This is a genomic window from Haematospirillum sp. H1815, from assembly GCF_012102705.1.
GTDB lineage: Bacteria > Pseudomonadota > Alphaproteobacteria > Rhodospirillales > Rhodospirillaceae > Haematospirillum.
The window spans coordinates 97569-123295 of sequence record NZ_JAAVTA010000001.1; the positions used below are offsets into that span (position 1 = coordinate 97569).

Annotated in this window: 21 protein-coding genes and 1 tRNA gene; 13 read left to right on the plus strand and 9 right to left on the minus strand. The window is 54.9% G+C overall.

The window, feature by feature from the left end:
* Positions 1 to 270: 270 nt before the first annotated feature.
* The 5 genes from coxB to mnmC all read left to right on the plus strand — a co-directional run bounded on the left by coxB (position 271) and on the right by mnmC (position 6308).
* Positions 271 to 1110, plus strand: coding sequence for a cytochrome c oxidase subunit II (gene coxB / locus HEQ60_RS00415; protein ID WP_168068446.1), 840 nt, complete (start codon positions 271 to 273; stop codon positions 1108 to 1110).
* Between the two features lie 58 nt (positions 1111 to 1168).
* The gene (gene ctaD, locus HEQ60_RS00420; protein WP_168068448.1) at positions 1169 to 2785 is read left to right on the plus strand and encodes a cytochrome c oxidase subunit I; all 1617 of its coding nucleotides are present in this window, start codon (positions 1169 to 1171) and stop codon (positions 2783 to 2785) included.
* A gap of 2 nt (positions 2786 to 2787) precedes the next feature.
* A complete protein-coding gene (locus HEQ60_RS00425; protein ID WP_168068450.1) occupies positions 2788 to 3435 on the plus strand; it encodes a cytochrome c oxidase assembly protein in 648 nt (215 codons plus the stop codon).
* A complete protein-coding gene (locus tag HEQ60_RS00430; RefSeq protein ID WP_168068452.1) occupies positions 3435 to 4235 on the plus strand; it encodes a cytochrome c oxidase subunit 3 in 801 nt (266 codons plus the stop codon). The genes HEQ60_RS00425 and HEQ60_RS00430 overlap by 1 nt, the downstream gene beginning before the upstream one ends.
* Before the next feature lie 99 nt (positions 4236 to 4334).
* On the plus strand, positions 4335 to 6308 hold the full coding sequence (gene mnmC, locus HEQ60_RS00435) for a bifunctional tRNA (5-methylaminomethyl-2-thiouridine)(34)-methyltransferase MnmD/FAD-dependent 5-carboxymethylaminomethyl-2-thiouridine(34) oxidoreductase MnmC (RefSeq protein WP_168068454.1): 1974 nt from the start codon (positions 4335 to 4337) through the stop codon (positions 6306 to 6308).
* Here the strand turns inward: mnmC and HEQ60_RS00440 are convergent, their stop codons facing one another.
* Positions 6309 to 6974, minus strand: coding sequence for a DUF6134 family protein (locus HEQ60_RS00440; protein ID WP_168068456.1), 666 nt, complete (start codon positions 6972 to 6974; stop codon positions 6309 to 6311). It lies immediately after the preceding gene.
* A gap of 213 nt (positions 6975 to 7187) precedes the next feature.
* On the opposite strand from HEQ60_RS00440, the gene HEQ60_RS00445 reads away from it, so the two are divergent.
* The 4 genes from HEQ60_RS00445 (at position 7188) to HEQ60_RS00460 (ending at position 11627) form a co-directional block, all read left to right on the plus strand.
* Positions 7188 to 8330, plus strand: coding sequence for a DUF2817 domain-containing protein (locus HEQ60_RS00445; RefSeq protein ID WP_168069059.1), 1143 nt, complete (start codon positions 7188 to 7190; stop codon positions 8328 to 8330).
* A 74-nt stretch (positions 8331 to 8404) separates the two neighbouring features.
* Complete coding sequence (locus HEQ60_RS00450; RefSeq protein ID WP_168068457.1) at positions 8405 to 9244, plus strand: 23S rRNA (adenine(2030)-N(6))-methyltransferase RlmJ; 840 nt, start codon at positions 8405 to 8407, stop codon at positions 9242 to 9244.
* A gap of 96 nt (positions 9245 to 9340) precedes the next feature.
* Positions 9341 to 10198 carry a polyamine aminopropyltransferase gene (gene speE, locus HEQ60_RS00455; protein ID WP_168068458.1) on the plus strand — a complete coding sequence of 286 codons (858 nt, stop codon included), beginning with the start codon at positions 9341 to 9343 and terminating at the stop codon, positions 10196 to 10198.
* Positions 10199 to 10436: 238 nt separating this feature from the next.
* The gene (locus tag HEQ60_RS00460) at positions 10437 to 11627 is read left to right on the plus strand and encodes a type III PLP-dependent enzyme (RefSeq protein WP_245183672.1); all 1191 of its coding nucleotides are present in this window, start codon (positions 10437 to 10439) and stop codon (positions 11625 to 11627) included.
* A gap of 14 nt (positions 11628 to 11641) precedes the next feature.
* On the opposite strand, the gene meaB is transcribed toward HEQ60_RS00460, so the two are convergent.
* The 3 genes from meaB to HEQ60_RS00475 are packed head-to-tail and all read right to left on the minus strand — an operon-like array spanning position 11642 to position 16922.
* Positions 11642 to 12634, minus strand: coding sequence for a methylmalonyl Co-A mutase-associated GTPase MeaB (gene meaB / locus HEQ60_RS00465; RefSeq protein WP_209315341.1), 993 nt, complete (start codon positions 12632 to 12634; stop codon positions 11642 to 11644).
* Between the two features lie 39 nt (positions 12635 to 12673).
* The gene (gene scpA, locus HEQ60_RS00470; RefSeq protein WP_168068459.1) at positions 12674 to 14887 is read right to left on the minus strand and encodes a methylmalonyl-CoA mutase; all 2214 of its coding nucleotides are present in this window, start codon (positions 14885 to 14887) and stop codon (positions 12674 to 12676) included.
* Complete coding sequence (locus tag HEQ60_RS00475) at positions 14871 to 16922, minus strand: acyl-CoA mutase large subunit family protein (RefSeq protein ID WP_168068460.1); 2052 nt, start codon at positions 16920 to 16922, stop codon at positions 14871 to 14873. The genes scpA and HEQ60_RS00475 overlap by 17 nt, the downstream gene beginning before the upstream one ends.
* A gap of 201 nt (positions 16923 to 17123) precedes the next feature.
* Here HEQ60_RS00475 and HEQ60_RS00480 point away from each other — a divergent pair, with 201 nt between their 5' ends.
* The 4 genes from HEQ60_RS00480 (at position 17124) to HEQ60_RS00495 (ending at position 19970) form a co-directional block, all read left to right on the plus strand.
* Positions 17124 to 18206 (plus strand): BMP family ABC transporter substrate-binding protein, encoded by a 1083-nt coding sequence (locus HEQ60_RS00480; protein WP_168068461.1) that lies wholly within the window; start codon positions 17124 to 17126, stop codon positions 18204 to 18206.
* Between the two features lie 138 nt (positions 18207 to 18344).
* The gene (locus HEQ60_RS00485) at positions 18345 to 18959 is read left to right on the plus strand and encodes a TetR/AcrR family transcriptional regulator (RefSeq protein WP_168068462.1); all 615 of its coding nucleotides are present in this window, start codon (positions 18345 to 18347) and stop codon (positions 18957 to 18959) included.
* A 49-nt stretch (positions 18960 to 19008) separates the two neighbouring features.
* The gene (locus tag HEQ60_RS00490; protein WP_168068463.1) at positions 19009 to 19791 is read left to right on the plus strand and encodes a class I SAM-dependent methyltransferase; all 783 of its coding nucleotides are present in this window, start codon (positions 19009 to 19011) and stop codon (positions 19789 to 19791) included.
* A 102-nt stretch (positions 19792 to 19893) separates the two neighbouring features.
* Positions 19894 to 19970, plus strand: a tRNA-His gene (locus HEQ60_RS00495).
* An 83-nt stretch (positions 19971 to 20053) separates the two neighbouring features.
* On the opposite strand, the gene HEQ60_RS00500 is transcribed toward HEQ60_RS00495, so the two are convergent.
* From HEQ60_RS00500 to HEQ60_RS10830, 5 genes are all read right to left on the minus strand, one after another.
* Positions 20054 to 21955, minus strand: a complete 1902-nt coding sequence (locus tag HEQ60_RS00500) for an adenylate/guanylate cyclase domain-containing protein (protein WP_168068465.1) — start codon at positions 21953 to 21955, stop codon at positions 20054 to 20056.
* A 231-nt stretch (positions 21956 to 22186) separates the two neighbouring features.
* On the minus strand, positions 22187 to 22405 hold the full coding sequence (gene rpmE, locus HEQ60_RS00505) for a 50S ribosomal protein L31 (RefSeq protein WP_066135237.1): 219 nt from the start codon (positions 22403 to 22405) through the stop codon (positions 22187 to 22189).
* 100 nt (positions 22406 to 22505) lie between these two features.
* Positions 22506 to 23588, minus strand: a complete 1083-nt coding sequence (locus tag HEQ60_RS00510; protein ID WP_168068467.1) for a peptidoglycan -binding protein — start codon at positions 23586 to 23588, stop codon at positions 22506 to 22508.
* A gap of 24 nt (positions 23589 to 23612) precedes the next feature.
* Positions 23613 to 24824 carry a flagellar motor protein MotA gene (locus HEQ60_RS00515; RefSeq protein ID WP_245183673.1) on the minus strand — a complete coding sequence of 404 codons (1212 nt, stop codon included), beginning with the start codon at positions 24822 to 24824 and terminating at the stop codon, positions 23613 to 23615.
* Positions 24825 to 24829: 5 nt separating this feature from the next.
* Positions 24830 to 25642 carry an OmpA family protein gene (locus tag HEQ60_RS10830; RefSeq protein WP_168068469.1) on the minus strand — a complete coding sequence of 271 codons (813 nt, stop codon included), beginning with the start codon at positions 25640 to 25642 and terminating at the stop codon, positions 24830 to 24832.
* Positions 25643 to 25727 lie beyond the last annotated feature (85 nt).

Consider the following 25727-nt stretch of genomic DNA (forward strand, 5'->3'; position numbering starts at 1 on the left):
GACATCCTTGTTCGCGTCTGCAAGCCTTCATGAGGGGATGCTATGCGGAACGCCTGTATATGGCAGATATTTTTTATGGGATTTGTGGACATAGCCTCTTGAAAAGAGAAGGGGTGACAATGATACTGCGTTATCGTTGATCGTGATCGGCGGCCCGTATTCGTGTTACGGTTCTGGTGCCGCTGGTCATTGAACGATGGGGAGAGAGCATCTGCCGGTGGGGAAAGCAGGCAGGTGTTTGGCAGAAAAAAGTGGGGCCGGGGGGCTTCTATGCACAGAACATGCGTCGGTTTTGTACCGGTATTGTCGTTTATGGCGGTTTATTGTCTTTCAGCCGTTCAAGCTCTGGCTGCTGACGGTGGACAGCCGCAGCCATGGCAGATGGGATACCAAAAGGCCGCAACCCCGGTCATGGAGCACATCACGTCGCTGCATGACTTTATTACCTGGATTATGGCCGGGGTCGTTATTCTGGTTCTTGGTTTACTTGGCTATGTGGCCGTGCGTTTCAACGCAAACCGGAACCCGGTGCCGGCAACGTTCAGCCATAATGTGACGGTAGAGGTTCTGTGGACGCTTGTACCTGTTCTTATTCTGATCAGTATTGCGGTTCCCTCTTTTCGTCTCCTCTATATGATGGACAAGGCACAGGATGCCGAGATGACCCTGAAAGTAACAGGGCATCAGTGGTACTGGTCTTATGAATATCCTGATCACGGCGGCTTGTCTTTTGACAGCTTCATGAAGGATGGGGCGTCGCTTCAGTCGGGCGAGCCACGCCTTCTTGCTGTTGATCGTGAAGCCGTTGTGCCGGTTGGTACAACAATCCGCGTTCTTCTGACTTCGGAAGATGTTCTGCATTCCTGGGCTGTTCCGTCTCTTGGTGTGAAAACGGATACAATGCCCGGGCGTTTGAACGAGACATGGATCCGTATTGAAAAGCCGGGCACCTATTATGGGCAGTGTTCGGAACTGTGCGGTGTTCAGCATGGCTTTATGCCGATTGCTGTCCGTGCTGTTGCAAAAAAAGATTTTGATCGTTGGGTTGCTGCTGAAACAGCCGCGTCAGGGCGTGGTGGAGAGAATGCGGTCGCCTTGAACGCGCATTAGCAACAGTTGTACGCCGAGACAACAAACCCGATACAAGAAACGCAAGGGGAAAAGCGTTATGGAAAGTCATACGGTAGCTACGCATTCCGGGGGGCACGGACATGCGTCCCCGACAGGGTGGAAGCGATGGGTTTATTCGACCAACCACAAGGACATTGGCACCATGTATTTGGTGTTCGCCGTCGTGGCTGGATTGATTGGGTCTGCTATGTCATTGGCCATACGGGCCGAGCTGCATGCCCCGGGTATGCAGGTCTTTGGTGATAATTACCAAAGCTATAATGTATTCCTGACATCTCATGGTCTTATCATGATTTTCTTCATGGTTATGCCTGGTCTGATCGGCGGATTTGGCAACTGGTTTGTGCCGTTGATGATCGGTGCGCCGGATATGGCTTTTCCGCGTATGAACAACATCAGCTTCTGGCTGTTGCCGCCATCCTTCCTTCTGCTGGTTATTGCTGGTCTCAGTGGTCTTGGTCCTGGTACAGGCTGGACTTTGTATCCTCCGCTGTCGACCCTGGGGCATATGGGGGAGCGTGCGGTTGATCTTTCCATTCTGGCTCTGCACATCGCGGGTGTTAGTTCCATCCTTGGGGCTATCAATTTCCTTGTGACAATCATCAACATGCGGGCGCCGGGCATGACCATGCACCGTATGCCCTTGTTTGTGTGGTCTATGCTGGTTACAGCGTTCTTGCTTGTCTTCAGTTTGCCTGTTCTGGCCGGTGCCCTGACCATGCTGCTGACAGACCGGAATTTTGGTACGGCATTCTTTGATCCGGCGGGTGGTGGTGACCCGATGCTTTACCAGCACCTGTTCTGGTTCTTTGGGCACCCTGAAGTCTACATCATGATTCTGCCGGCGTTTGGCATTATCAGCCATATTGTTTCAACATTCTCCAAGAAACCTGTGTTCGGTTATCTGGGAATGGCGTACGCAATGGTTTCTATCGGCCTTGTTGGCTTTCTGGTCTGGGCACATCATATGTACTCAACCGGATTAGCCGTGAATACCCGTGCCTATTTTACGGCTGCTACCATGGCCATTGCTGTTCCCACCGGTATCAAGGTGTTTTCCTGGATTGCCACAATGTGGGGAGGTTCCATTCGCTTTACTGCCTCCATGCTGTATGCCATCGGCTTTATTTTTCTGTTTACGATTGGTGGGGTGACAGGGGTTGTTCTGGCCAATGCCGGCGTCGATATTTCCCTGCATGATACTTACTATGTTGTGGCCCATTTCCATTATGTTTTGTCTCTGGGTGCCTTGTTTGCCATGTTTGCAGCCTTTTACTACTGGATTGGCAAGATGAGCGGGCGCCAGTATCCGGAACGCCTTGGTCAGGTCCAGTTCTGGGTTATGTTCATCGGGGTCAACTTGACCTTCTTCCCTCAGCACTTTCTTGGTATTTCGGGCATGCCGCGGCGTATCCCTGATTACCCGGATGCCTATGCAGGATGGAATATGGTGTCTTCTATAGGATCCTATATTTCTGGCTTGGGCGCGCTTTTGTTCTTGGCGGTTATCTGGCGTACCTTTGCTGCCGGTGCCCGTGCGGAAGCCAACCCATGGGGAGAAGGGGCAACAACCTTGGAGTGGACTCTGTCCAGCCCCCCGCCGGAACATTGCTTTGAAACCCCGCCGCAGATTACTCCGGCTGGCGGTCACTGACCATGCGCGGGGGGGATGCGCGGATACTTGGCTATCCTGCTGCGCGGGATCGCAGGCGGGCCAATATCCGTGCTGCCCTCCTGTTTGCTGGCTTGGCCGTTGTTATGATCGGTGTTGCATTTGCAGCAGTGCCGGCTTATCGGATGATCTGTGCCTTGACTGGACTGGAAGGAACTCCCCGTATTGGTCAAGCCTCTGGCGAGATTGGTGCGCATTTGGTCAAGGTGCGGTTTGACGCCAATATCAACCGCGATATGCCATGGCGGTTTGTTCCCTTGGATCGCGAGGTCACTGTCCGTGTAGGGGAACCCGTTCTGGTACACTACCGTGCGACCAATACATCCGCCGCAGCGGTTTCGGGTACGGCCACGTTCAATGTAACACCAATGAAGGCGGCCCAGTATTTTGTGAAGCAGGAATGCTTCTGTTTTGTGGAGCAGCGGCTGGAGCCAGGTCAATCCATGGACATGCCCGTTCTGTTCAGTATTGACCCCGCCATGGTTTGGGACCAACACGTCAATGATGTTGGAACCATGACCCTGTCCTACACGTTTTTCCGGCTTCCCGAGGGAGAGGGCGATTCTGCAGCATCTTCCCCTGTGGATCAGCCGGATGGAATGCCTGTCCCCACGTCATCAGGAGTCTTGTGATGAGTCATGCCGCGTCAGCCCGCAGCCATCCGTTTCACATCATAGATCCCAGCCCGTGGCCTGCCCTTGGTTCCTTGGGGGCCCTTGTCATGGCATGGGGTGGCGTTGACTATATGCACGGTGAGCCCCCTTTCATACTGCTGTGTGGTTTGGGCCTGGTTCTGTTGACTATGGTTCTGTGGTGGCGGGATGTGATTCGGGAAAGCCGTATTGACAGGGCCCATACCCCACCGGTGGTAAATGGTCTCCAAATGGGCATGGCTTTGTTTATCGGTTCGGAAGTTATGTTCTTTGTGGCGTTCTTCTGGGCCTATTTTCATAATGCCCTGCATTTCAGTCCCGTTATTGGCGGTGTCTGGCCTCCTGCTGGTATTGAAACAGCGCATGCCTTCGGGCTTCCACTGGCGAATACCCTGATTCTGATAACATCTGGTCTGACCCTGATGTGGGGTAAGGGCGGCATTGCCCTGCGGCAGCGGTGGCGCCTTGTGGCGGGTTTGGCTGCCAGTATCGCCCTCGGTCTGGTTTTCCTGGGGCTTCAGGCGTGGGAGTACGGTCTTCTGACATATGGTTTCCGCGAGGGTATTTTTCCTTCCACATTTTATATGGCCACAGGTTTTCACGGTTTTCATGTGTTCATCGGGGTTTGCATGCTGAGCGTCATGCTGGCGCGGGCCTTGCTGGGCCATTTTGATGGGCCCAAGCATCTGGGGTTCCAGTTCGCCGAGTGGTACTGGCACTTTGTTGATGTTGTCTGGATTTTCCTGTTTGTTTTTCTTTATTGGTGGGTCGGGCTCTGATTGCAGGCTCATTCCTGAAAAATATGTATCATGCAGGCCGGGGAAGACACCCGGCCTGTTTCGTGGCAGGGTGCGGCCGTTGCAGGCAACGGAGTTCCTATGCGCGATACCCTGGGTGATCCCCGTCTGGTTTGGCGGGATGACGAGACGCCGGTTTCCGGTGTTTTTGATGATGTTTATTTTTCGGTGGATGGCGGAGATGCTGAAAGCCGTCACGTGTTCCTGGACGGGTGTGATCTTCCCCGATCCTGGCAAGGGCGGGCGCACTATACCATTGCCGAAACCGGGTTTGGTACAGGCCTGAACTTTCTGCTGACATGGAAGGCGTGGCTGGATGACCCTGCCCGCAGCCACTTTCTGGACTATGTTTCTGTCGAAGGTTTTCCCTTGCCCAGGGATGCCTTGTGCCGTGCCTTGTCAGCCTTTCCTGCCCTTGCATCCTTGGCAGAGCAACTGGTTGCTGTTTGGCCCCGGGCTTTCCAGGGTGCCCATGTGTTGACCTTTGCAGAGGGCAGGGTGCGCCTTCACCTGCGGTTCGGGGAGGTTGGTACGGCTTTGGCCAGATTGTCAGCCCGTGTTGATGCCTGGTTTCTGGATGGTTTTGCGCCATCCCGCAATCCAGATATGTGGCGTGTCGAGGTGTTGCAATCTGTTGCATCCTTGTCTGTGCTCGGGGCACGTCTTGCCAGCTTTACGGCTGCGGGGCCGGTACGGCGTACGCTGGAGTCCTTGGGATTCCGTGTCGAGAAACGTCGAGGCTATGGGCGCAAGCGTGAATGTATCGCTGCTGTCTTGCAGCAGTCATTACCGTCTTGTCCGCATCCTTGGTTCAGGCGCCCGGCTCCTTTGCGTGCCGGAGCAAGCATTGCCATTATCGGTGCGGGAATAGGGGGGTGTAGTGCCGCTGCCGCCCTGAAACGCCGTGGCTTTGATCCGGTCCTGGTTGATCGTGCCGGACAGGTGGGGCAGGGTGCCTCGGGAAACCCGTGTGGTTTGCTGAAGCCACGCCTGACCTTGGATCAGGGTATACACGGCCGCTTTTATGGCCTTGCTTTTCTGCATACCCTGCGCGTTATGGCCGAGCTGGAAAAGATGTGTCCGGATCTGGATCTGGTGGTTGGCCGGGGTATTTTATCGGTGGCCCGCAGTGCTGATGAATACGGGAAAATGGCGGCTCTTGCTCCTACCCTGCCGCCGGGGGTCGCTGTTTCGGTTGATTCTGTAGAGGCGCATGCCCTTGCCGGTATCGGTGTGTCTTCGTCGCCCGGTGGCTTGTGGTTTCCCGATGCCTTGTCTATCCGCCCCTTGTCTGTGTGTCAGGCCCTGAGTGCAGATATTCCCTTGGTGCAGGGTGAGGTTACGGCCTTGGACAGAACGGCCTCCGGATGGCATCTGAAAGGAACAGGTGTCGAAGCCGATGCCGTTATACTGGCGGCAGGTCCTTATATTCCGCGTCTTTGTCCGGAGGTTGACCTGCCTGTCCGGGCGAACCGTGGGCATATTGCCTTTATGCCGGAAGTTCCGGGTTTACCCGATGTTGCCTTGTCTTTTGGCGGATATCTGTCCCCGGCTGTATCCAGTACCGGTGATGCGGGCCGTATGCGGGTACTGGGGGCAACCTATGACCGATGGGCTGATATCGGCGATAACAGCTGGGCAATGGAACGGGCTGATGATGCGTGCCGGTCTCTTGATCTACTTGGCAATCATCTGCCGACCGTGGCAGATCGTTTGCAGGGCAGGGAGCCGTGTGGTGGGCGAATTGCGCTGAGGGCGACCATTGCCGACCATATGCCGATGGTTGGGCCCTTGTTCCGGGTAAAGGACTGGCAGGAAGCATACCGTGACCTGCATCATGGCCGCCCCGGGACCTCATACCCCCAAGCTCCCTTGATTGATGGCCTGTATGTTCTGGGTGCCCTTGGATCCCGGGGCTTTCAGACCGCTTTCCTTTTGGCAGAGGTATTGGGGGCCCTGTGTGATGGTTCCCCCTTGCCCCTTGATACCGATTTGTATGAGGCGTTGCACCCCGGTCGTTTTGCAATACGCGCACTTCGCCGCCGACCACGGTGATCAACGCAGTTCATACGTAATGTCCGATCCGCGTGATTTCAGCGCGGTTCGGACCAGTTGCCCCTTGCTGTTGTACCAGAAGGTCCGCTCCAGATCCCCGCTCATGGTGTAGCGGCGGGTATCGAAGCTTTTGCCGTTGATCTCGATGGTTTCGTTGGTCGGTCCCGCAAAGGATACGTTCAGCACTTTGCCATCAAACGGGGACAGCAGGGTCTTGCGGGTCAGGTTATCCAGATTCCACTGATTATGGAGAAGGGTATCCGCCGGGACCTGCTTCTCGGTGCCGTCTGCGGTAACGTTCAGGGCGTTCTTGGCCACTGTAACCGAGACACTGTGATGTGTGCCATCATCATTGGTTTTTGATACCAGGCTTGCCAGCTTCTTTCCTTTCCACGTTTCCGTTGACTCATGCTCATAGCGGAATGCCGTGATAAAGGCGATCTGAACGGCCAGCTCTGTCTTGATCTGGACAGTAGTTGTTTCCCCCTGACGATTGAATGCAATGCTGTGCGTCCCGATGGGATTGCTATCCCTGAGGACAGAGTAGACCCAGGTTTCATTGGCCGGGGACTGGGCCTGTCCTGCAAGCGGAGTCATCCATATAAGGACAGTAAAGACAAAGCCAATAATCTTCAGTACGGAGTATGTAAGTCTGCGATCAAGCATTGCGGATACCCTTCCGGCTCTCTGGTCATGAAGACATCAAGCTGGATACCACGCTTTGTGCGTGTTTCCTTTTACATTCTTCACGACATCGATTCATGGCTGCAACAAAGACAAATTTAAAGAATTTTTGTGGTTGCTGTAAATGCGTTATATGATCTGATCATTTATGATTTTATTCTGTCTTATCTGTTTACTTTTATTTTCCACAGGGGAATGTATGTGGTGAACCAGTTACAGGCAGAGCTGAATTCATTACCTGGTTTCTTGGCCGCTTTCCCTGCAAACTATGAGGAGGCACGGCGTAATTTCTGCTTGGCTGCAGAGGGGGAGCGCTTGCCTGTTGACAGCCATCGTCATGCCTTGACAGGACCCTTTGGTGAATTGTTGGCTTGTGACGTGGTATGGGCTGGTCCGCGTGCGGCAAGACGTGTTCTGGTGTTGATATCGGCGACCCATGGTGTTGACGGGTTTTGCGGATCGGCCATCCAGACAGATTGGTTGGCCGGTGGTGGTCCCGGCCATTTGCCCGACAGTTGTGCCGTGATGTTGATACACGCCATAAATCCATGGGGATTTGCTTGGTTACGGCAGGTGACCGAGGATGGCATAAACCTGAATCGCAACTTTATTGATTTCTCTTCGGCTCTTCCCGATGACACGGCTTACAGTACCGTGGCGGATGATGTGGTGCCGGCATCACTGGATGCAAAAATTCTTGCTCAGGCAGATGATCATCTGAAAGCCTTTATCGAAAGCAAAACGGAAGGTGTCGCAGAGCATCTTCTCGCATCAGGCCAGTACAGCCACCCCGAAGGCTTGTTCTATGGTGGTTCTGGCCCATCCTGGTCGCGCATTGTTCTGGAATCCTTGGTCCGGGATTATGATCTTGCGGGGCGTGCCAGTCTGTGTGTTGTCGACGTCCGCAGCGGTTCCGGTCCCTTTGGCTATGGTGGGTTGTCCTCTGCGTACTCTCCGGAGTCACGGGCGGCTCGTATGGCTCGCTTGTGGTTCGGGGCCAGTGTTTCTGAGATGCTGTCTGTATCTACACCCCATCCTGCCCGCTATGGTCTGTCTGATTATTTCTGGCATCCCGTTGTTGGGGAACGTGGTTGTATGCTTGGTCTGGAATTCGGGACTTGGCCGTGGGCAGAGGTCTTTGCGGCCCTGCGTGCAGATCACGGGCTGTATCGCACCAGCCGGACTCTGTCCTGGCATGATCCGGGAACACGGGTGGTCAAGGCTGCTGTGCGGCGTGCCTTTTATCCGGATACGCCCGATTGGCAGGAGATGGTCATGACGCGTGGTCGTCAAGTGATCCGCCAAGCCTTGGTCGGGCTTTCTGAAATGGGGATCTAGGCTTTTTTCCTTGGTGCTAAGGGTATTGGACTGTATGTCTGTGTTCCTTGGTTCCCCCCTGACATGTCAAGCTTATGAATTATCGCCACGCCTATCACGCCGGAAACTTTGCCGACGTCTTCAAGCACGCTTTTCTGCTGATAGCCTTGGAGCATTTGAAGCAGAAAGAAAAACCGTTCTTTGTTCTGGATACCCATGCAGGGACCGGGCTTTATGATTTGCAGGGTGCGCAGGCCGGCAAGACCGGGGAGTGGACCGAGGGAATAGGGCGTCTTCTGGATGTTGCGGCTGTTCCGGATCCTCTGGTTTCCTATTGTAAGCTTGTGCGCCGTATTGGTGGTGATACCGACCGTTTTTACCCAGGGTCCCCGTATATCGTTCGCGAAACCATGCGGCAGAATGATCGTTTGGCCCTGTGCGAGCTGCACCCTGATGATGTGGCTTTGCTGTCGGCCAATATGGGTCGTGATCCGCGCGTACGGGTTCAGGCTTGCGATGGCTATGCGGCGATCAAGGCGATGTTGCCACCGCCCGAACGCAGGGGGTTGGTGTTGATTGATCCACCGTTCGAGCGTCGTGACGAATTCCAGCTTATGGAGCGTGCCGTGCAGGATGGCCTGAAGCGCTGGGCCAGCGGGACCTATGCTCTTTGGTACCCTGTCAAGGACCCGGACAGTCACAGGGCATTCAGGGCAGCGCTTTCCAGTTTGACAGGAACCAGGGTTTGGTTCGTCGAGCTTTGTGTTTATCCTGATCTTTTCCCGTCCCGTCTGAATGGATGCGGTCTTGTTTTTGTCAATCCGCCCTGGTCTATAATCAAGGCTGCCGATGACATGATGCCGTTTCTGTGTGACGTCCTGAGACAGCAGGAAGGCGCGTTCTGGGAAGCCGGGTGGTGTGCCGGGGATCCCTAGGGTTGCATCCCTCTCTTTCGGGGTTTTATTTTTTGGTGCTGTGCCCTATATCCCTGCACCAGTACATTTGGCCGATACACGTGCAGGACCCAGAAGATGAGCCGCATATTTTCCGAGACCCTTCACCGCGGTTATGCCCAGACAATGGCCATAGACGGTGACATGCTGGCTGATGAAAGGTCGTCTTTCCAGCATATCCAGATTTTTGACACGCCCAGTGTCGGGCGCGTCATGGTGCTGGACGGGAATGTCCAGATTACCGAAAGGGATGAAGCCAGTTATTCCGAGATGCTGACCCATCTGCCAATTCTGGAGACGGGGAGCGTAAAGCGTGTGCTGATCATTGGCGGTGGCGATGGCGCGGTGGCCGAGGAGGCCCTGAAGCACCCTGATCTTCATGTTGACATGTGCGAGATCGATGAGCGTGTTGTTGCCTTGTGCAAGATGCACCTTGCCTCTGTCCATAAGGGGGCCTTTGATCATCCACGCTTTACTCTGCACGTGCGGGACGCCTTTGATTTTATGCGGGAAGGTGAGAACAGGGGGGCTTTTGATCTGATCATTGCCGATCGTCCTGATCCAATTGGTCCTGCCGAGGTGCTGTTCCGGACAGAGTTTTATGAATTGCTGCGGGAATCCTTAACCGACACCGGCGTGGTTGTATTCCAGAATGGTGTTCCCTTCTTCCAGCCCGAAGAACTCTCTGGAACCTTGGCCCAGTTGCGTAAGGTATTTTCGCACTCGGGTTGTTACCTGACCGTAACGCCAACGTATGTCGGCGGCTTTATGGCCCTGACTTGGGGATCACGCGGAACGGCCTTGGGGTCGGCCCCACGGCACGTGGTGGAGGAGAGATTCCGCCACAGTACGATACAGACTGATTATTACAATGCCGATATACATGCGGCCGCTTTCATGCTGCCGGAATGGATCCGTCGCCTGACGCATCGTTGAGTATTTACCAATTTCATATCGTTACTCTGGCTCTGTGTAGAAAATTTTAGCTGTGTGTAACGATTCTTCTTTACGGCGTCTTTCGTGGTCGGCATACAGGGGCCTCGAAAGATTGCCCTAAGCACGGCTGCTCTACCGAACATTGTTCTCCGAGTACGCACGGCGACCGGCTCTTCGATCGAATTTGCGCCATCGGGTTTTGTGCCCGTCCGGTCCGGTTTGGTTGGGAGTAGGTGCCATGAGCCACCTTTATGCTTCCGCACAGGAAGCAGTGGGGACACTTCGTCCACGCGATCCACTTATGTTGATCCGCCCTCGCGTTATTGCGGCCAGGGCGGCCAGCCTTGTCGAGGCTTTTCCCGGTCATGTGATGTATGCTGTAAAGTGTAATCACACGCCGTCTGTGTTGGATGCCCTGTATGCGGGCGGGATTCGTCATTTTGACGTTGCCTCTCTTACGGAACTTCGCACAGTAAGATCCCGTTTCCCCGGAGTTGAATGTCACTACATGCATCCGGTCAAAAGCTATGATGCTGTATGTGAAGCTTATTTTGAGCACGGCGTCCGTATGTTTGCGCTCGATCATGTTGATGAGCTGGAGAAAATTCTGGCTGCGACGGATAATGCTCTGGATATGACGCTGGTTGTCCGTCTTGATATGCCCCATGGGCAGGCCATGATGTGCCTCAGCGGGAAATTTGGTGCCTCGGTTACGGACAGCGTCCTGTTGCTCCAGCGTATCCAGGCCACGGGGAATTGTGCCGGTCTGACTTTCCACGTTGGCTCGCAGTGTGTTGATACGTCTCCTTTTGTTGAGGCGGTTTGGCTGTGTGGGCAGGTTGTTCAGGCTGCGGGCGTTCCTCTCTCCGTGTTGGATATTGGCGGTGGATTTCCCGGGATCTATACAGGAGAAGAGCCTGAATTCGAGGTATTCTGCCATGCCATTGCCCCCGAAGTACAGGCGCTGGATCTTCCTGACGGTTGCCGTTTGTACTGTGAGCCTGGCCGTGCCTTGGTTGCAGATGGGGCATCGGTCATTACCCGCGTGGAATTGCGTCGTGACACCAAGCTTTATCTGAACGAAGGAACGTATGGTTCCCTTGCCGAGTTGAAGTATCTTGGCAATTGTTTCCCGATGCGGCTTCTCAGAAGCACCTGTCGTGATTTCTCGACAGCATCCATGCAGGGGTTTGATCTGTACGGTCCGACCTGTGACAGTGTGGATACCATGCCGGGGCCATTCTGGTTACCGTCAGATGTTCAGGTCGGTGACTGGATCGAGATTGGTCGGCTTGGTGCCTATTCTGCGGCCTTGATGACCCGGTTCAATGGGTGTGCATCGGTAACCCCAGTTCTGGTTGATGATGCCGAGGTTCTGCCTGTCTGTTCGGTGGTTTCGCTGAAGGATTTGCGAAGGCGCGCGGCCTGATGTGTCCTGCTGGGTCAGGCAATGAAGGCTGCAAGCAATTCCTCTGCGGCTTTTGACGGGTCAAGGACTCCCCGGCTGATATCGGCCTCGATACCGGGGAGCCGTCGCCTGACGTCTGGGTGCTCGCGGAACAGGGTATCCAGACGGTCCTGTACCAGAGACCACATCCAGGCATGCTTTTGCTGCTGTCTTCTGGCTTCCAGTGTGCCGCTGCTTTTTTGCAGGGTGTGATACGCCTGTATTGTGTCCCACAGTGTTTCCAAGCCCTGATTACGAAGGGCCGAGATTGGCAATACAGGCGTTTTCCAGCCAGATGGTGTTGTACGCCCCACAATATTCAGGGCACATCGATAATCTTGGCATGTTTGCCGGGCAGCGGGATCATCCTGATTGTCTACTTTATTGACGGCGACAATATCAGCCAGTTCCAAGATGCCTCTCTTGATGCCCTGTAATTCATCGCCGGCATTGGGCAATATCAGCAGCAGGAAGACATCTACCATATCGGCGACGCAGGTTTCCGACTGTCCAGTTCCCACGGTTTCAATCAAGACAACATCATACCCCGCAGCTTCGCAGACGATAACGGATTCCCGCGTTGTGCGGGCAACACCGCCTAGGTGACCGGATGTGGGAGAAGGGCGGATAAAGGACAGGGGATCCGCTGCCAGCTTCTCCATTCTGGTTTTGTCGCCAAGAATAGACCCGCCGGATCGACTGGAGGTTGGATCAATCGCCAGGACGGCGACCTTCAGTCCACGTCCGGTCAAAAGCGTTCCGAATGTTTCTATAAGTGTTGATTTTCCGACGCCCGGTATACCCGATATTCCCATGCGCAGGGCTGTCCCGGAAAAGGGAAGCAGGGCTGATATCAATGCGTCGGTTTCCCTGCGGTGATGCGGGGCGCGACTTTCGATCAGGGTTATGGCGCGTCCCATGATTCCCCTGTCCCCGGATCGTATGCCGGCAATATAGTCATCTGTGGTCAGGTGACCCGATGGGTTCAAGGTACAGCTCCTGTTGTATGGTGAGCTTGGGGCGCCATCTCAGGGTTCCCCGTTGTATCCCCGTTGCGTGTTGAGCGCGTCCAGAACAGTGGATGCGGCCTTGCTGATCTGTGTTCCGGGGGGGAAGATGGCGGCTGCTCCGGCCTTGTACAGGGCGTCAAAGTCTTGTGGCGGTATAACGCCGCCGACAAGGATCAGGATATCGCCGCGGCCGAGCTTTTCCAGTTCATGCTTCAGGGCGGGTACAAGTGTCAGGTGGCCAGCGGCAAGCGATGAGACGCCAATCATGTGGACATCGTTTTCCACGGCTTGCCGGGCGGTTTCTGAAGGCATCTGGAACAAGGGGCCAATATCGACATCAAACCCAAGGTCGGCAAAGGCCGTGGCAATAACCTTCTGACCACGGTCGTGACCATCCTGCCCCATTTTGGCAATCAGAATACGCGGTCGGCGGCCATCAAGGGCTGCAAAGTGTTCGACCTGTTGCCGGACCTGCTCAAAGACTGTGTCCATCCCGCTGATCTCCCGGGAATAGATGCCGGAAACAACGCGTGCGCTGCCTTGGTACCGACCGTACACTTTTTCCAGAGCTGCCGATATCTCGCCCACGGTGGCTTTGGCGCGGACAGCCTGGATTGACAAGGCCAGAAGATTGCCGTTTTTGTCTTCTGCTGCCCTGGTCAGGGCTTGCAGCTTTTGCTCTACTTCAGTGGTATTACGCTCACGCTTCAAGACAGACAGGCGTTCCATCTGACAGGCCCGTACGGCGGCGTTGTCAATTTTCAGAACCTCGGTTGTTTCGTCATCAAGAGGACGGAAGCGGTTGATGCCGATAACGGGCTGTATGCCAGAGTCAATGCGGGCCTGGGTCCGGGCTGCAGCTTCTTCGATACGCATTTTGGGCAGGCCCGTTGCAATGGCTTTTGCCATGCCACCTTCGCGTTCAATTTCCTCTATGTGTTCCTGTGCACGCCGGGCTAGTTCGTGTGTCAGGCGTTCCAGGTAGAAGCTGCCTCCCCATGGGTCGATGGTTCGGGTTATTCCAGTTTCCTGTTGCAGGAACAGCTGAGTGTTGCGTGCAATGCGAGCCGAGTTTTCTGTTGGCAAGGCCAGGGCTTCGTCAAAGGCATTTGTGTGCAGGGATTGTATTTGTCCGTGTGTTGCGGCCAGGGCCTCTATGCACGTGCGCACGATATTATTGCTGACATCACGAGCCGTCAGTGACCAGCCGGACGTCTGACAGTGCGCGCGCAGGATGCGTGACCGGTCCAGACGGGGATTGAACGGTTCCAGCAAGGAAGACCATAGCATGCGCGCCGCCCGCATTTTGGCTATTTCCATGGCAAAGTTCATGCCTGTTGCCCAGAAGAAGGACAGGCGCGGGGCAAATTGATCAATATCCAGCCCTGCTGCCAGCCCTGCGCGGACATATTCGATGCCATTGGCCAGTGTGTAGGCCAGCTCCAGGTCTGCTGTCGCCCCGGCCTCGTGCATATGGTAGCCCGACACAGAGATTGCGTTGAACTTCGGCATATGCTCCGCGGTATAGGCCAAGATATCGGAGACAATCCGCATCGATGGCTCGGGTGGGTAAATATAGGTGTTACGGACCAGGAACTCTTTCAGGATGTCGTTCTGGATAGTTCCGGACAAGTGCCGGGGTTGTACGCCCTGTTCCTCTGCGGCAACGATGTACAGTGCCATAATCGGCAGGACCGCACCATTCATGGTCATGGAGACACTGACCTTGTCCAGCGGGATCCCGGAGAACAGGATGCGCATATCCAGCACACTGTCGATCGCGACGCCGGCCATCCCGACATCCCCGCCCGCGCGTGGGTGATCACTGTCATATCCGCGGTGTGTCGGCAGGTCAAAGGCTACGGAAAGCCCCCTTTGACCTGCAGCCAGATTGCGGCGGTAGAAAGCGTTTGATTCTTCTGCTGTCGAGAATCCTGCGTACTGACGGATTGTCCAAGGTTGCTGGACATACATGGTCAGATAGGGGCCGCGTATAAAAGGTGGCAAGCCTGGAAGGCTGTCGAGGCACGGCAGCCCTTCTGTATCGTGGGCTGTGTACAGAGGTTTTACGGGTATGCCTTCTGCCGTCTTCCATACCGCTTGATCAGGGCAGCAGTCCGCCTCGCGCGCAAAGTGTTTGGCCCATGTTTCGGTATTGCCGCTTTGTGCATGTTCGGGTAGGGACTCGTTGTCATAAAGGGGAAGGGTGCTGAAATCAGGAATGGATGACATGGGGCCATGCTCCCGCGCGTTGGAGGCAGGCCCGCAGGAAGCCCGGAGTGTCGCTTGTCCGGGACAGAACGGTATCTGCACCAGGCCAGTCCATGTGAGTGTCTGTCACGGCGGTGATGTGCCTGATTCCGGTTCGGCGTAGGCGTTCAGACAAGGATGGCCATAGATCTGGGCTTGTACACAGGCATACATCAAGCTTGGGATGTGCGCCAAGACGGCTTGTTATGGCATCAACTGACTCAGGAATCCCGGATTCCACAACATCCAGGCCACCCGATAACAAGACATGTCGGGCAAAGGTCATGGTACCTGAATATCCTTCTGTGCAGGCCAGAAAAATGGAGGGTCTTTGACCGGTGCGGGCTGCGTGCTCAGACGCATCCTGCAGACTTTCAAACTCTTCTGCTACGCGACGGCATGGTAGCGGGGCAAGGCTTGTTGGTTGGTGATCGCCGGCAAGCCACGCTGTCAGCCCCGACAGACGTGCTGTCTCTGCGGCGTGGAAAAATGCATCCAGACTGTTGGCCTGTACCGTTTCCGGTACAGTGCGTAGGCGTGCGGCTGCACCCTTGCGCAGGGCATAATGATTAATGCTTTGCTCGGGCATGGACAGCCTGTCAGGAGAAGGAAACCGGTTGACGCCAGTGATCAGGTCAGCATGACAGCCAACAGCCTTGGTCCGTGATTCCCATGCGGCATCCAGCATCTGTTGCAGAGAGCCATCAAGGAGGCTTGGCAGAATACCCCCGTGTCTTTCCAGCTCCTGGAAGTGCGTCCACGCTGTTTCTGCTACCTGTTGTGTCAGTGTTTCCAGAAACCAGGATCCACCGGCAGGATCAAGAACACGTCCGATGCCGCTTTCATCGCGCAGTATATGCTGGATGTTGCGCGCAATCCGCCGTGCATCACGGGATGGAAATTGGTTTGCAGCGTCAGGGGGCAGTGTTGTGATACTACCGGCCCCCCCCATGACGGCAGCCATCCCGGCAAGGGTTGCGCGCAAGATATTGTTCCACGGATCACGGTGGCACAAAATGCGGCTTGCTGTTATGGCCCGAAGGCGCATGCTTGTTGCCGGCTCGGAAGCACCGCAGGCTGATGCGACACGGGCCCAAGCCATGCGTGCTGCCCTCAGCTTGGCAATGCCTGCAAACAGGTCTGCTCCGGTTGTCAGAACAAAGCAAATACGTGAGCATGCCTCTTCTACGTCAAGCCCGGCAGCCATCATGGCGCGTAAATAAAGAAGTGCCGTAGATAAGGTGCAGGCGATTTCCTGGCAATCGGTTGCACCGGCGTCAGACCAAATGGTCCCATCCGCTGCAGCAACCCCGACATAGGGAAAATGCTGCACGGTTCTGCGCGTGAAGACGCCCAAGTCTTTCAGAGCCTGTTCATGCCCCTGTATCAGAAGACCGGTTCTGGCCAGTGTTCCTACCGGGTCTATATTAAAGGAGCCGCTGCATTCATGTGCAGCCAAACCTCGCTTGCGCCAGACGGCCTGCAGAAAGGCAGCCCCCGCCCATGCACCATTCCCCATTTGCAGGGTGACAGGAACAGCCTCTAGAAGAATACCGGCCAGAGCTGTATCCAGATCGTCTGCAGTGAACATCAAAACCCCGTCACAGGGTGCTGTGTCGTCAGTGGATACGTGCTGCGTGTCTGTTCCGCGCTGGGCGGTAGAATCACATTTCAGCAAGACGGATGTGACGCCATTCTCCAGATCTTCAAGAAGCTCCTGGTTTGTAGCCTGAAGGTCAGGATGCTTGAATTCCTGCTGGATATCCCAGCCATGAACAACAGCCCCGGAGGCAGCCCCTCCGCGTACGAAGGGAGCAAGGCCCGGGGGGGCAATATCGGCAACATCTGTATTGTGCCTGCCATAAAGCGGCTTGACGGTAAAGCCGTCGTGGAGGCGGGAGGAGAGAGCGTTTTCCGCATCTTTTTGAGCCAAGGCACGGGCTACCATCTGATACCACAGTGCGGAATCCAGGGTAACAGGGCCAGACCCAGCGTCTGTTATGGCTTCTGCATCCATGGTTCTTTCCGTCTCTTTCTTGGTGCTGTTTTGCAGGTTCCCGACTCTATATTCATAATACGATACCGTTGCGTCAAAACGATATATTCTGTTAACCCATCGCCTGTTTATCGAATCAAGGTTAGATCCGGATCATATTGATTGTTTGTAAGAAGCAGATTTTGCCATGTGATACAGTCGTCCCGGCTTTGTAGGGCGGATATGAAATCCTTTGATCTTGTTGCCTTGATTCTTTTTTGTTCTCTCTTTTCTGTTTCTGCCCTTGGTCTACCCATTGATAGTCGACCCGTCAGGATTGGTTTTGTTTACCCCGGGCAGGTTGGTATGTTTGGGTGGTCATTCCAGCATGATCAGGGGCGGCGTGCCGTTGAAGAGCATTTTGGTGACCGGGTTATAACATCTTATGTTGAAAGCGTTCCTCCCGGTACAGATGCAGAGCATGCCCTGTCCCTGTTTGCCCATCAGGGATACGATCTGGTCTTTGCCGCATCCTTTGACTTTATGGACCCTACACTTACTGTGGCAGCACGCTTCCCGCATACCCGGTTCGAGAATGCGATGGGGTGCTTCTCGGCACCCAATGTTGCTGTTTACGGTATCCGTTTTCATGAAGGACGGGCCATTTTGGGGACGATTGCCGCTCATGTGACACGTTCAAACGTTATTGGTTATGTTGCAGCATTACCGGTGCCGGAGGTTATACGCGGTATCAATGCGTTCACGCTTGCCCTGCGCAGGATTAATCCTGATGCGGTCGTCAAGGTTATTTTTGTCAACGCATGGTACGACCCTGGCAAGGAGCGTGCCGTGGCCGAACGTCTTGTCGAAATGGGGGCCGATGTTCTGGTTCAGCACACAGACAGTGCCGTTGTCGTGCAACTTGCCGAAGAGCGGGGCATCATGGTGTTCGGGAAGTCCTCTGACATGAGCCGGTTTGGACCCAACAGCCATCTGACTGCCACGGTGGATAATTGGGGTGATTACTATATACATCGCGTTCAGGCCGTTCTGGATGGAACGTGGGAGCCTGGTATTTTTCTTGGTGGCGTTCTGTCTAATATGATCCGGATTGCACCGTTCAGTGCAGCAGTTGGTCCTGCGGCTCGCAGAGATGCATATGCAATACAGGATGGCCTTCAGCGCGGAACATTTTTTCCGTTTTGTGGCCCTGTCCGGAATCAAGCCGGCGCCTTGGTTGTCAAGAAGGGGGAGTGTCTGACAGAAGCCCGCGTCAGGATCATGAACTGGTTTGTTGAGGGGGTGCAAGGCGATCTGGGGCCTTAGATGACTGTTTGGTGGTGCTGGGTCAACAGTGTCGTGTTTGATTCTGGTGAAGGGTGGGGTTGCCGTAGCCTGCTGTGACTGATAAGTCACTTTGCACCACCCATTGTATCCCCCCCCGCTTGCAGGAGAAGAGGTTTTATGCCGCGTCGTACCGCCGTATTGAGGACAGATGCCGCCCGCCCGTCACTCAAACGTGATACCTTGGTAGAAGTCGCCGAGAGACTCTTCGATCGCTATGGTTTTCACGGCACCGGCGTTGACAGGCTGGTTCAGGAGTCCGGGGTTGCAAGAATGACCTTCTACAAACATTTTCCGACCAAGAATGCCTTGGTCCGTGCTGTTTTGGAGCGCCGCGACGAGCGATTCCGCAGCTTTCTGGAGAGACATGTTGTCGAACGTTCTGATCCGGGTCAGCCTGAAGTTCTGGCAATCTTCGATGCCCTGGCGGACTGGCTCGATGATGAAGGAGCGCAGGGGAACCTTTTGTTGCGCGCGGTTGGGGAGTTTTCCGGGCATGACGTCAGTATAGCCGGTGATGCTGTGTTCCGTTGCCGCTGGGCGGGCCCATGGTTTGCAGAACGGTTGGGTGAGCAGGGGGTTGGTCAGGCAGATGCGCGGGGGTGGGATCTTGCCCTTCTTCTGGAGGGGGCGGTGGCCCTTGCGCCGGTTGTTGGGGGGCGGGATGCCGCGGGGCAGGCCAGGCATGCAGCAGCGGCCCTGCTGTTGTCCTGGAGCACAAGTGTGGAGATATAAGGGGTGGAGTACGGATGTATGTCTGCCTGTAAGGAAAGGGTAGCCTCGCATGGTTGACGTACTGGATAAAATACCGGCCGCTGAAGCGTTTGCGCGTGTCTTCGAGGGGTTGCCGCGGCAGGGGCCGGGGCTGGACTGTTTTGCCCAATCATTGGCACTTCGTCTGGGGAAAAGTTTGCCTCACTGTCCCAGAATTGCGGATATGGGATGTGGGAATGGACGTAGTTCTCTTGTCCTGGCCAAGGCATTGGGTGCCCGTGTCGTTGCTGTTGACCTGCACCGTCCTTTCCTCGAAGAGCTGGAACGATCCGCTGCTGTGGCGGGATTATCAGAACATATTGATGTTCAGGCCGTTGATATGGTGGGGTCTGGTCTGGAAGAGCAGTCTCTGGATGTTGTCTGGTCCGAAGGGGCCGCCTATGTGATTGGTCTTGAGAATGCCCTGGATTCCTGGTGGTCGCTGTTGAAGCCCGGTGGTTTTCTGGTGTTGTCAGACTGGATGTGGTTAACCGCCCGTCCACCGCATGATGCCGAACAGTTCTGGAAGGCAGCCTATCCCGATATGCAAACCGTCTCGTCTGCAATGGTTCTGGGAATGGGAGCCGGGTATTCGTTTGTCCATGCCGAGATTCTGCCCGAAGAGGGGTGGTGGCTGGACTATTACGGTCCTTTGGAAAGGCGGGTGGAGGATCTGGAGGCTGACGCCTGTACGGATCAAACCCTGTCTGCTGTTATTGCGGGTGTTCGTGATGAGATTGCAATCCGGCGACGCTTTGCCGAGAGCTATGGATGCGTCTACATGATCCTTCGTCGTCCTGTTACGGGTTCCTGATCATTCCTGTTTTTTATGATGCAATTGCGGTTCGGCATCGAAAGTAAAAAGGTTGCTTGACGCGGGCTGTAAGACGGACTACAAAGCCGTCCTCCAACAATGGCGGGTGTAGCTCAGTTGGTTAGAGCACCTGGTTGTGGTCCAGGGGGTCGCCGGTTCGAGTCCGGTCACTCGCCCCATTGAAAAAGCCTCTTCATGACGAAGAGGCTTTTTTGTTTTACCAGAATAGGTGTTGCTGTATCGGATACAGACGGTGGGCTGATCAGGCCTGTGGTTGCCCACCTGTATTTCCTTCCCCGCTCCCAGAAGGTTGGGGCTCTTCCGTCGTTCCTTGGCTATAGGAGACCTCGAACAGCTCAACAGGATCCTGAACACCCTTGAGCTCCTGCGCCCCGCGAGAGCTGATCATAAGATCAGCGCTATCGGGAATGAGGGCTTTGGTTGACTCTCCCAGCCATATCTGACCGACACCCGCGCAGGCACACACCCTAGCAGCAATTTGCACCGTTGCGCCAAAGTAGTCATTCTCTTCGACAATCGGATCACCACTGTTCATCCCGATGCGTAGATTGAGAGCAAGACGTGGCCATCTCGCAGTGTGTTCAGCCGCTTTTTCCTGGATGTTGATCGCGGCTTGAACAGCATCCAGCGCACCATCAAACGTGGCCATAATGCCGTCACCGGTATGCTTGACCTCTTTGCCCCTGTGCATGAGCAACGCATTGCGCACAATGGTATTGTGTGCACGGATGATGTCCTGCGCTGCCGCATCACCCAGTTCTTGGGTCATGCTTGTTGAATTGGCCATGTCAGTAAACAGGATGGTAACGCCAGAGGTGCTGAGCTGTTGAGTCTGCGGTGTATTCCATTGCTTCATCACACCACCCAGTGCATGCAGGGGGTTTGAGTCACCAGATAAATGGGCACGCATGGCGCTGATTCCTGCGGCAATCATGGTGCGGTACCGCGTTTCCTGTCGGTAGGTATCAAGGCGTTGGATCATCTGCCGGGCTTGTTCCGGTTTAGTTCCTATAATCTCCAGAGCCTGCTTGCTCAGTTCTTCCTGCTCTTTCTTGCTCAGGGACTGGGATTGGGCCAAGTGCTCGCACGCGCCGCATAGGTAAAGATTAAGGCCAAAGCGGTTGTAGGCATCCAGATTGGGGTAAGATGTTTTGATGGACTCAATAATAGAGCCCAGGAACTTCATGGATTCCAAGCGTGCTTTGTCAAAAGTGGGGGAGGGGGACTGTGTTTCTCCCGCTGTATCAGCTTTTGCAGGTGGCCGTTCCGGGGATGCTGTATCTGTTTTCCCGGTCTGTGTAGCCTGCTTGTCCTCTGCTTTCTTCTTTTTCTTTTTCTGGGGGGTCTTTTTGGGGTCGCTTGCCTTCAGGGCTGGCCATTCTGCCTCGTCCTCTGGCAGGAGAGCCTCCAGTATATCGCCCTTGTTCGTGCCGGACCCTTGTATTTTCTCGGGACGTGAGTCGGGTGCCCTGTCAACGCGTTCAGCCAAGGCTTCTGTTGCACTGCGTGATGAGCCGCGTGGAGCGGCTTTGCGGGTGGGTGCAATCTTCTTGTCTCCGCCGCTGTCACCACCAAGAGCATCCAGTGGCACGTAGGTCATAATCAGCGGAACCGCGCCCAGCAGGAAGACGCCAACAAAGACCCCGAACAAAACAATGGATTGTGTACCATGTTCGACGGGAAGACCGCTTTGGGCGATTTGTTTCATGACCAAAGAGGTGATGCCCGTTGCAACGATGGCAATCAGGCCGGATAGAAGCAGCACCATCGACAGGCGAAAAATGAAATCCCCCGTTTTGTTGGCGGGTTTCCCAAATTGTGGGCTGCTGCCCCGTGTACTGGTAGAGGGTGCTGACTGACCACCATGGGAATGACGGACTGGCGCAATGCCGGACTTCATCATGGATCCCGATGTTTCCGGTCTTGGTTTGACGCGGCCGGAATATATGATGTTCTCTTCCGTGGTGTTGTTCTCAGGGTAGTAGACTTCCTTGACAACCCGGACCGGAATATTCCGCAGTCGTTCAACTTCCTTTGCCTCTTCCATGGCGTCTTCGCGGTCACGGCCGGGATAGCGGGCGTGCAAAGTCCAATTGCCTCGTCCGTCCTGCGTGTAAATCTCATAGTTTGTTACAGCGGCCATCTATCGCGTCTACTTGTCTGTTTTGGCAAGATATTGAGGGGGTAGCTAGCTGAATTCTACCTGATCACAAGAGGAGAGCCAAACCGGAACTCCACAAGAACTTGTGCCCAATGAGGAGCAGCTGTCTGCCGAATTACGGCAACATGCCGAATATATGCCTCTTGGGAAAAGGAAAAACGCCCGCAAAAGCGGACGTTTCCCAAGCTACTAATAAAAAAGGCAGTTTGCCTTTTAGCTCTTGAGGCCGAAGCCGGCGAAGCGCTTGTTAAACTTCGCAATCTGCCCGCCGCTGTCAACAAGACGATGTACGCCGGTCCAAGCGGGGTGAGACTTCGGGTCGATGTCAAGACGAAGGGAATCAGCCTTCAGGGTCGAACGTGTCTTGAACTCGGAACCATCCGTCATGATGACGGTGATCTCTTTATATTCAGGATGGATGTCCTTTTTCATGACCCTTGCTCTCCAAAAAACGAGGCGACTATATACCGCCATTGTTCTGGGCATGCAAGCCTATAATCCACAGAATATCTCACCGGCAGATCAATATGTTCTATCTTTGGTCAAGTTTTATTTCTATGCGCCGGTTCCGTGCACGTGCCTGTGGCGTTTGCCCTGCATCCAAGGGTTGATATTCTCCAAAGCCGGCAGCTGCAAGGCGATGGGGATCAATGCCTTGGGATATAAGAAAATTGACCACGGATATGGCCCGGGCTGATGACAATTCCCAGTTCGAGCGGAATTGGGCTGTGTTGATCGGAACACTGTCTGTATGGCCGTCAATACGCAGGATCCAGTTGATTTCCGGTGGGATTGTCCGGGCAATATCGATCAGTGTTGTGGCCAAGCGCTGCAACTTGTCCTGACCGCTATTCTCCAGATCAGCCGATGCCGAGGCAAACAGGACTTCTGACTGGAAGACAAAGCGATCTCCCTCTATCCGAACGTCAGAGCGGTCTCCCAGTACCTCACGCAGGCGACCGAAGAATTCAGAGCGGTATTTTTGCAGCTCTTGAACACGTGTTGCCAGTGCCCTGTTCAATTGGCGGCCGAGATCCGAGATCTGAACCTGCTGCTCGCGATTGATCTTTTCTGTGGCTTCCAAGGCTTCTGACAGTTTGGCCATTTCAGCGTTCAATGTATCAAGCTGCTGTTGCAGCAGAGCTGCCTGTGTTCGGGCCTGTTCCGCCAGACGTGTTTGTTCGGTTAACTGGCCGCTGTTGTTTGCCAGCTGCCTGTCCTTTTCTGCGATTTCCTGCTCCAGCTTTTTATGAAGAGCCTCCAGTGCTTCTATGTCGGCTGTCAGCTGTGCTGTGAGCGAGCTATGCCCCTGGTTGCGATCCTCCAGTTCACGGGCACGGCTTGAAACAGTTCCCAGCTCGGCGGTTAGTGTTGCTATACGGGCCCGCATTTGCGCGCCAGCCTGTTGTTCCAGCTTCAAGGCCTCGGCCAGATTGGAAATCTGGGCTGTCAGGATGTTTACTTCTTCTTCCTTGCCTGACAGGCTGCGTCCCAAGAAGAATTGGGCGAGAACAAAAACCAGCAGGACAAACATCAGGATAATGACAAGATTGCCCAAGGCATCAACAAAGCCGGGCCAGATATCAATGGTGCGCTGGCGGGATCGACGTGTCATCAGCAGGCTGTCCAGTCAAGGGGGCTATGGGCGGGCTTCATCGGTAAGATTGGCAATTGTCCTTGCCAACAATTTGATCTCATTCCTTATTTCCCGCACAGCCTCTTCCCGTCCTCGCGCGCCTTCATCGGCGATACGGCCCAGCGTTATATCAATATTGCGCAGGTAGGTGCGCCCATGGTCATCTTGGTTTCCGGGCGTTTTTTCCATGGTTTCTGCCAGGGACCGTATCAGTCCCTTCATATCCACTTGGCTTTCAGCCATTTTCAGCAGGACCTGTTGTTCAGCCCGCATCTGGTCTGTCAGCGTCAGAAGGCGCTCGACCAGTTCCCGCTGGAAAGTCAGGGCGGATGTCCGGCCTTCCTCGCCCCGGGCAATCGTTCTTTGTAGCTCGTCTATACTCTCGGCGGTCTGTTCAAGCAGGGCCTGGATATAAGCTGGAACCGATTGCTCGCCTTCGCTTCCAATAACGCCGGAGGTCAGGCGGGTTATCTGCGACAGCCATTCTTCCAGATCATTATAAAAAGCATTCTGGGCTTGCCCGGCCTGCAGGTCCATAAACCCCAGAATCAGTGAGCCGGCCAGTCCGAACAGGGATGATGAGAATGCGGTTCCCATGCCTTGCAGGGGTTGTTCCAAGCCTGATTTCAAGGCCGAAAACACAATACTTGTATCGCTCTGGCTTGCGATTTCCAGCGATCCGATTACATCAGAGATTGCGCCGACCGTTTGCAGCAGGCCCCAGAATGTGCCTAGAAGTCCAAGGAAGATGCATAACCCGATAAAGTAGCGGGACAGGTCGCGGGCTTCATCCATGCGCGATGCTATGCCATCAAGCAGAGACCGCATTGCCGGTGCCGAAAGGGTGAAGCGGCCGCGTCCCTTATGTTCGTGGAGCATGGTTGCCATGGGGGAAAGCAGACGCGGTCCCCGTGATACAGCTTCACTGGATACGGCAGTTTCATCGCGCCGGAACCGTTCGATCCACTCCAGTTCTGGTCCCAGCGTTGTGACTTCACGCAGGTTCATGATAATACCCGCGAAAATAACCCCGATAATCAGGCCGTTCAGAACAGGGCTGGCCATAAAGAACGGGAGCACGGCAGGGGTCAGAACAGCCCCAACGCCGGCTACAACAGCAAGAAAGACACTCATGCGGACCAAGAAACGGCGGGGACGGGTCATGCGCATGCCAGGGAGCCTCATATTCAGCAACAGTCCAACACTTGTATGCATGATACCTATGATCCGGCCAGAAGTATATCAACCCTGTCTTCTCTTCCGTCCGGTGCTTGCCCGCCAAGGGCACGGACGCCAATCCGGTTTGACGGAATGCCTTTTTCCAGCAGATACGAGCGTATGGCCAAGGCTCTTGCCAGCGATGCCCGGCGTGCGCGCGATGGGTTGTGCGGGTCTTTTCTGGCATAGGCCATCAGCCGTGCACTGGTTTTCTTTTTTTTCCGCATGTCACGAGCCAACGTATCCAGATGTGCCTTTGCTGCCTCGGGCAGGGTAATCTCATCGGGTTCAAAGGCAAGGGACAAGGCTGCAGGCGCAAAGGCAAGTGGATCCGTTCCCGGTTCTGTAACCTTCACAGACGGTTCTTTGCTGGCTTTAAGAGATACAGGTGATACATCCCGTTTTTCTGTGCGAGCCGGGGGTGTGACCGCCTGTAATGATGCGGGCAGGGATGGTGTTGCCGTGTGGTGACTCTTTTTTGTTGCCGGGACTGTCTCTGCTCCCGCTTTTCTTTCTGCCAAGGGCTGTTCTGGCTGCTTGGGCAGTTTGTTATCATGAACAGGAGGAGGGACGTGAAGCCTGCTCGGCAGGCTGCGGCGTAATTTTCTTGCCGGCTCTGTAGCAAGTGATGATGTATCGTAAATGGTATGCGGTGGGCCAAGGGCATCAAGAGCCTTGAGATCTACAAAAACAGCGGGTCGGGAAGATGCCTCCGTGGCCCCTGCATGAGCTGATAACGACAGCAGCACGGGCAGGCTTGCGGCCAGGGATAGTCTGAGCAAGGGCAGGGGTGAGAAGGTGATTGCACGCTTCACGAGGCAGTCTCCCGGCTGTTGCCAAAGAAGAAACGGCAAGCTGACAGCAGGATTGTCAGGCAGCTTGTCGCTTCTTTCCCAGAGA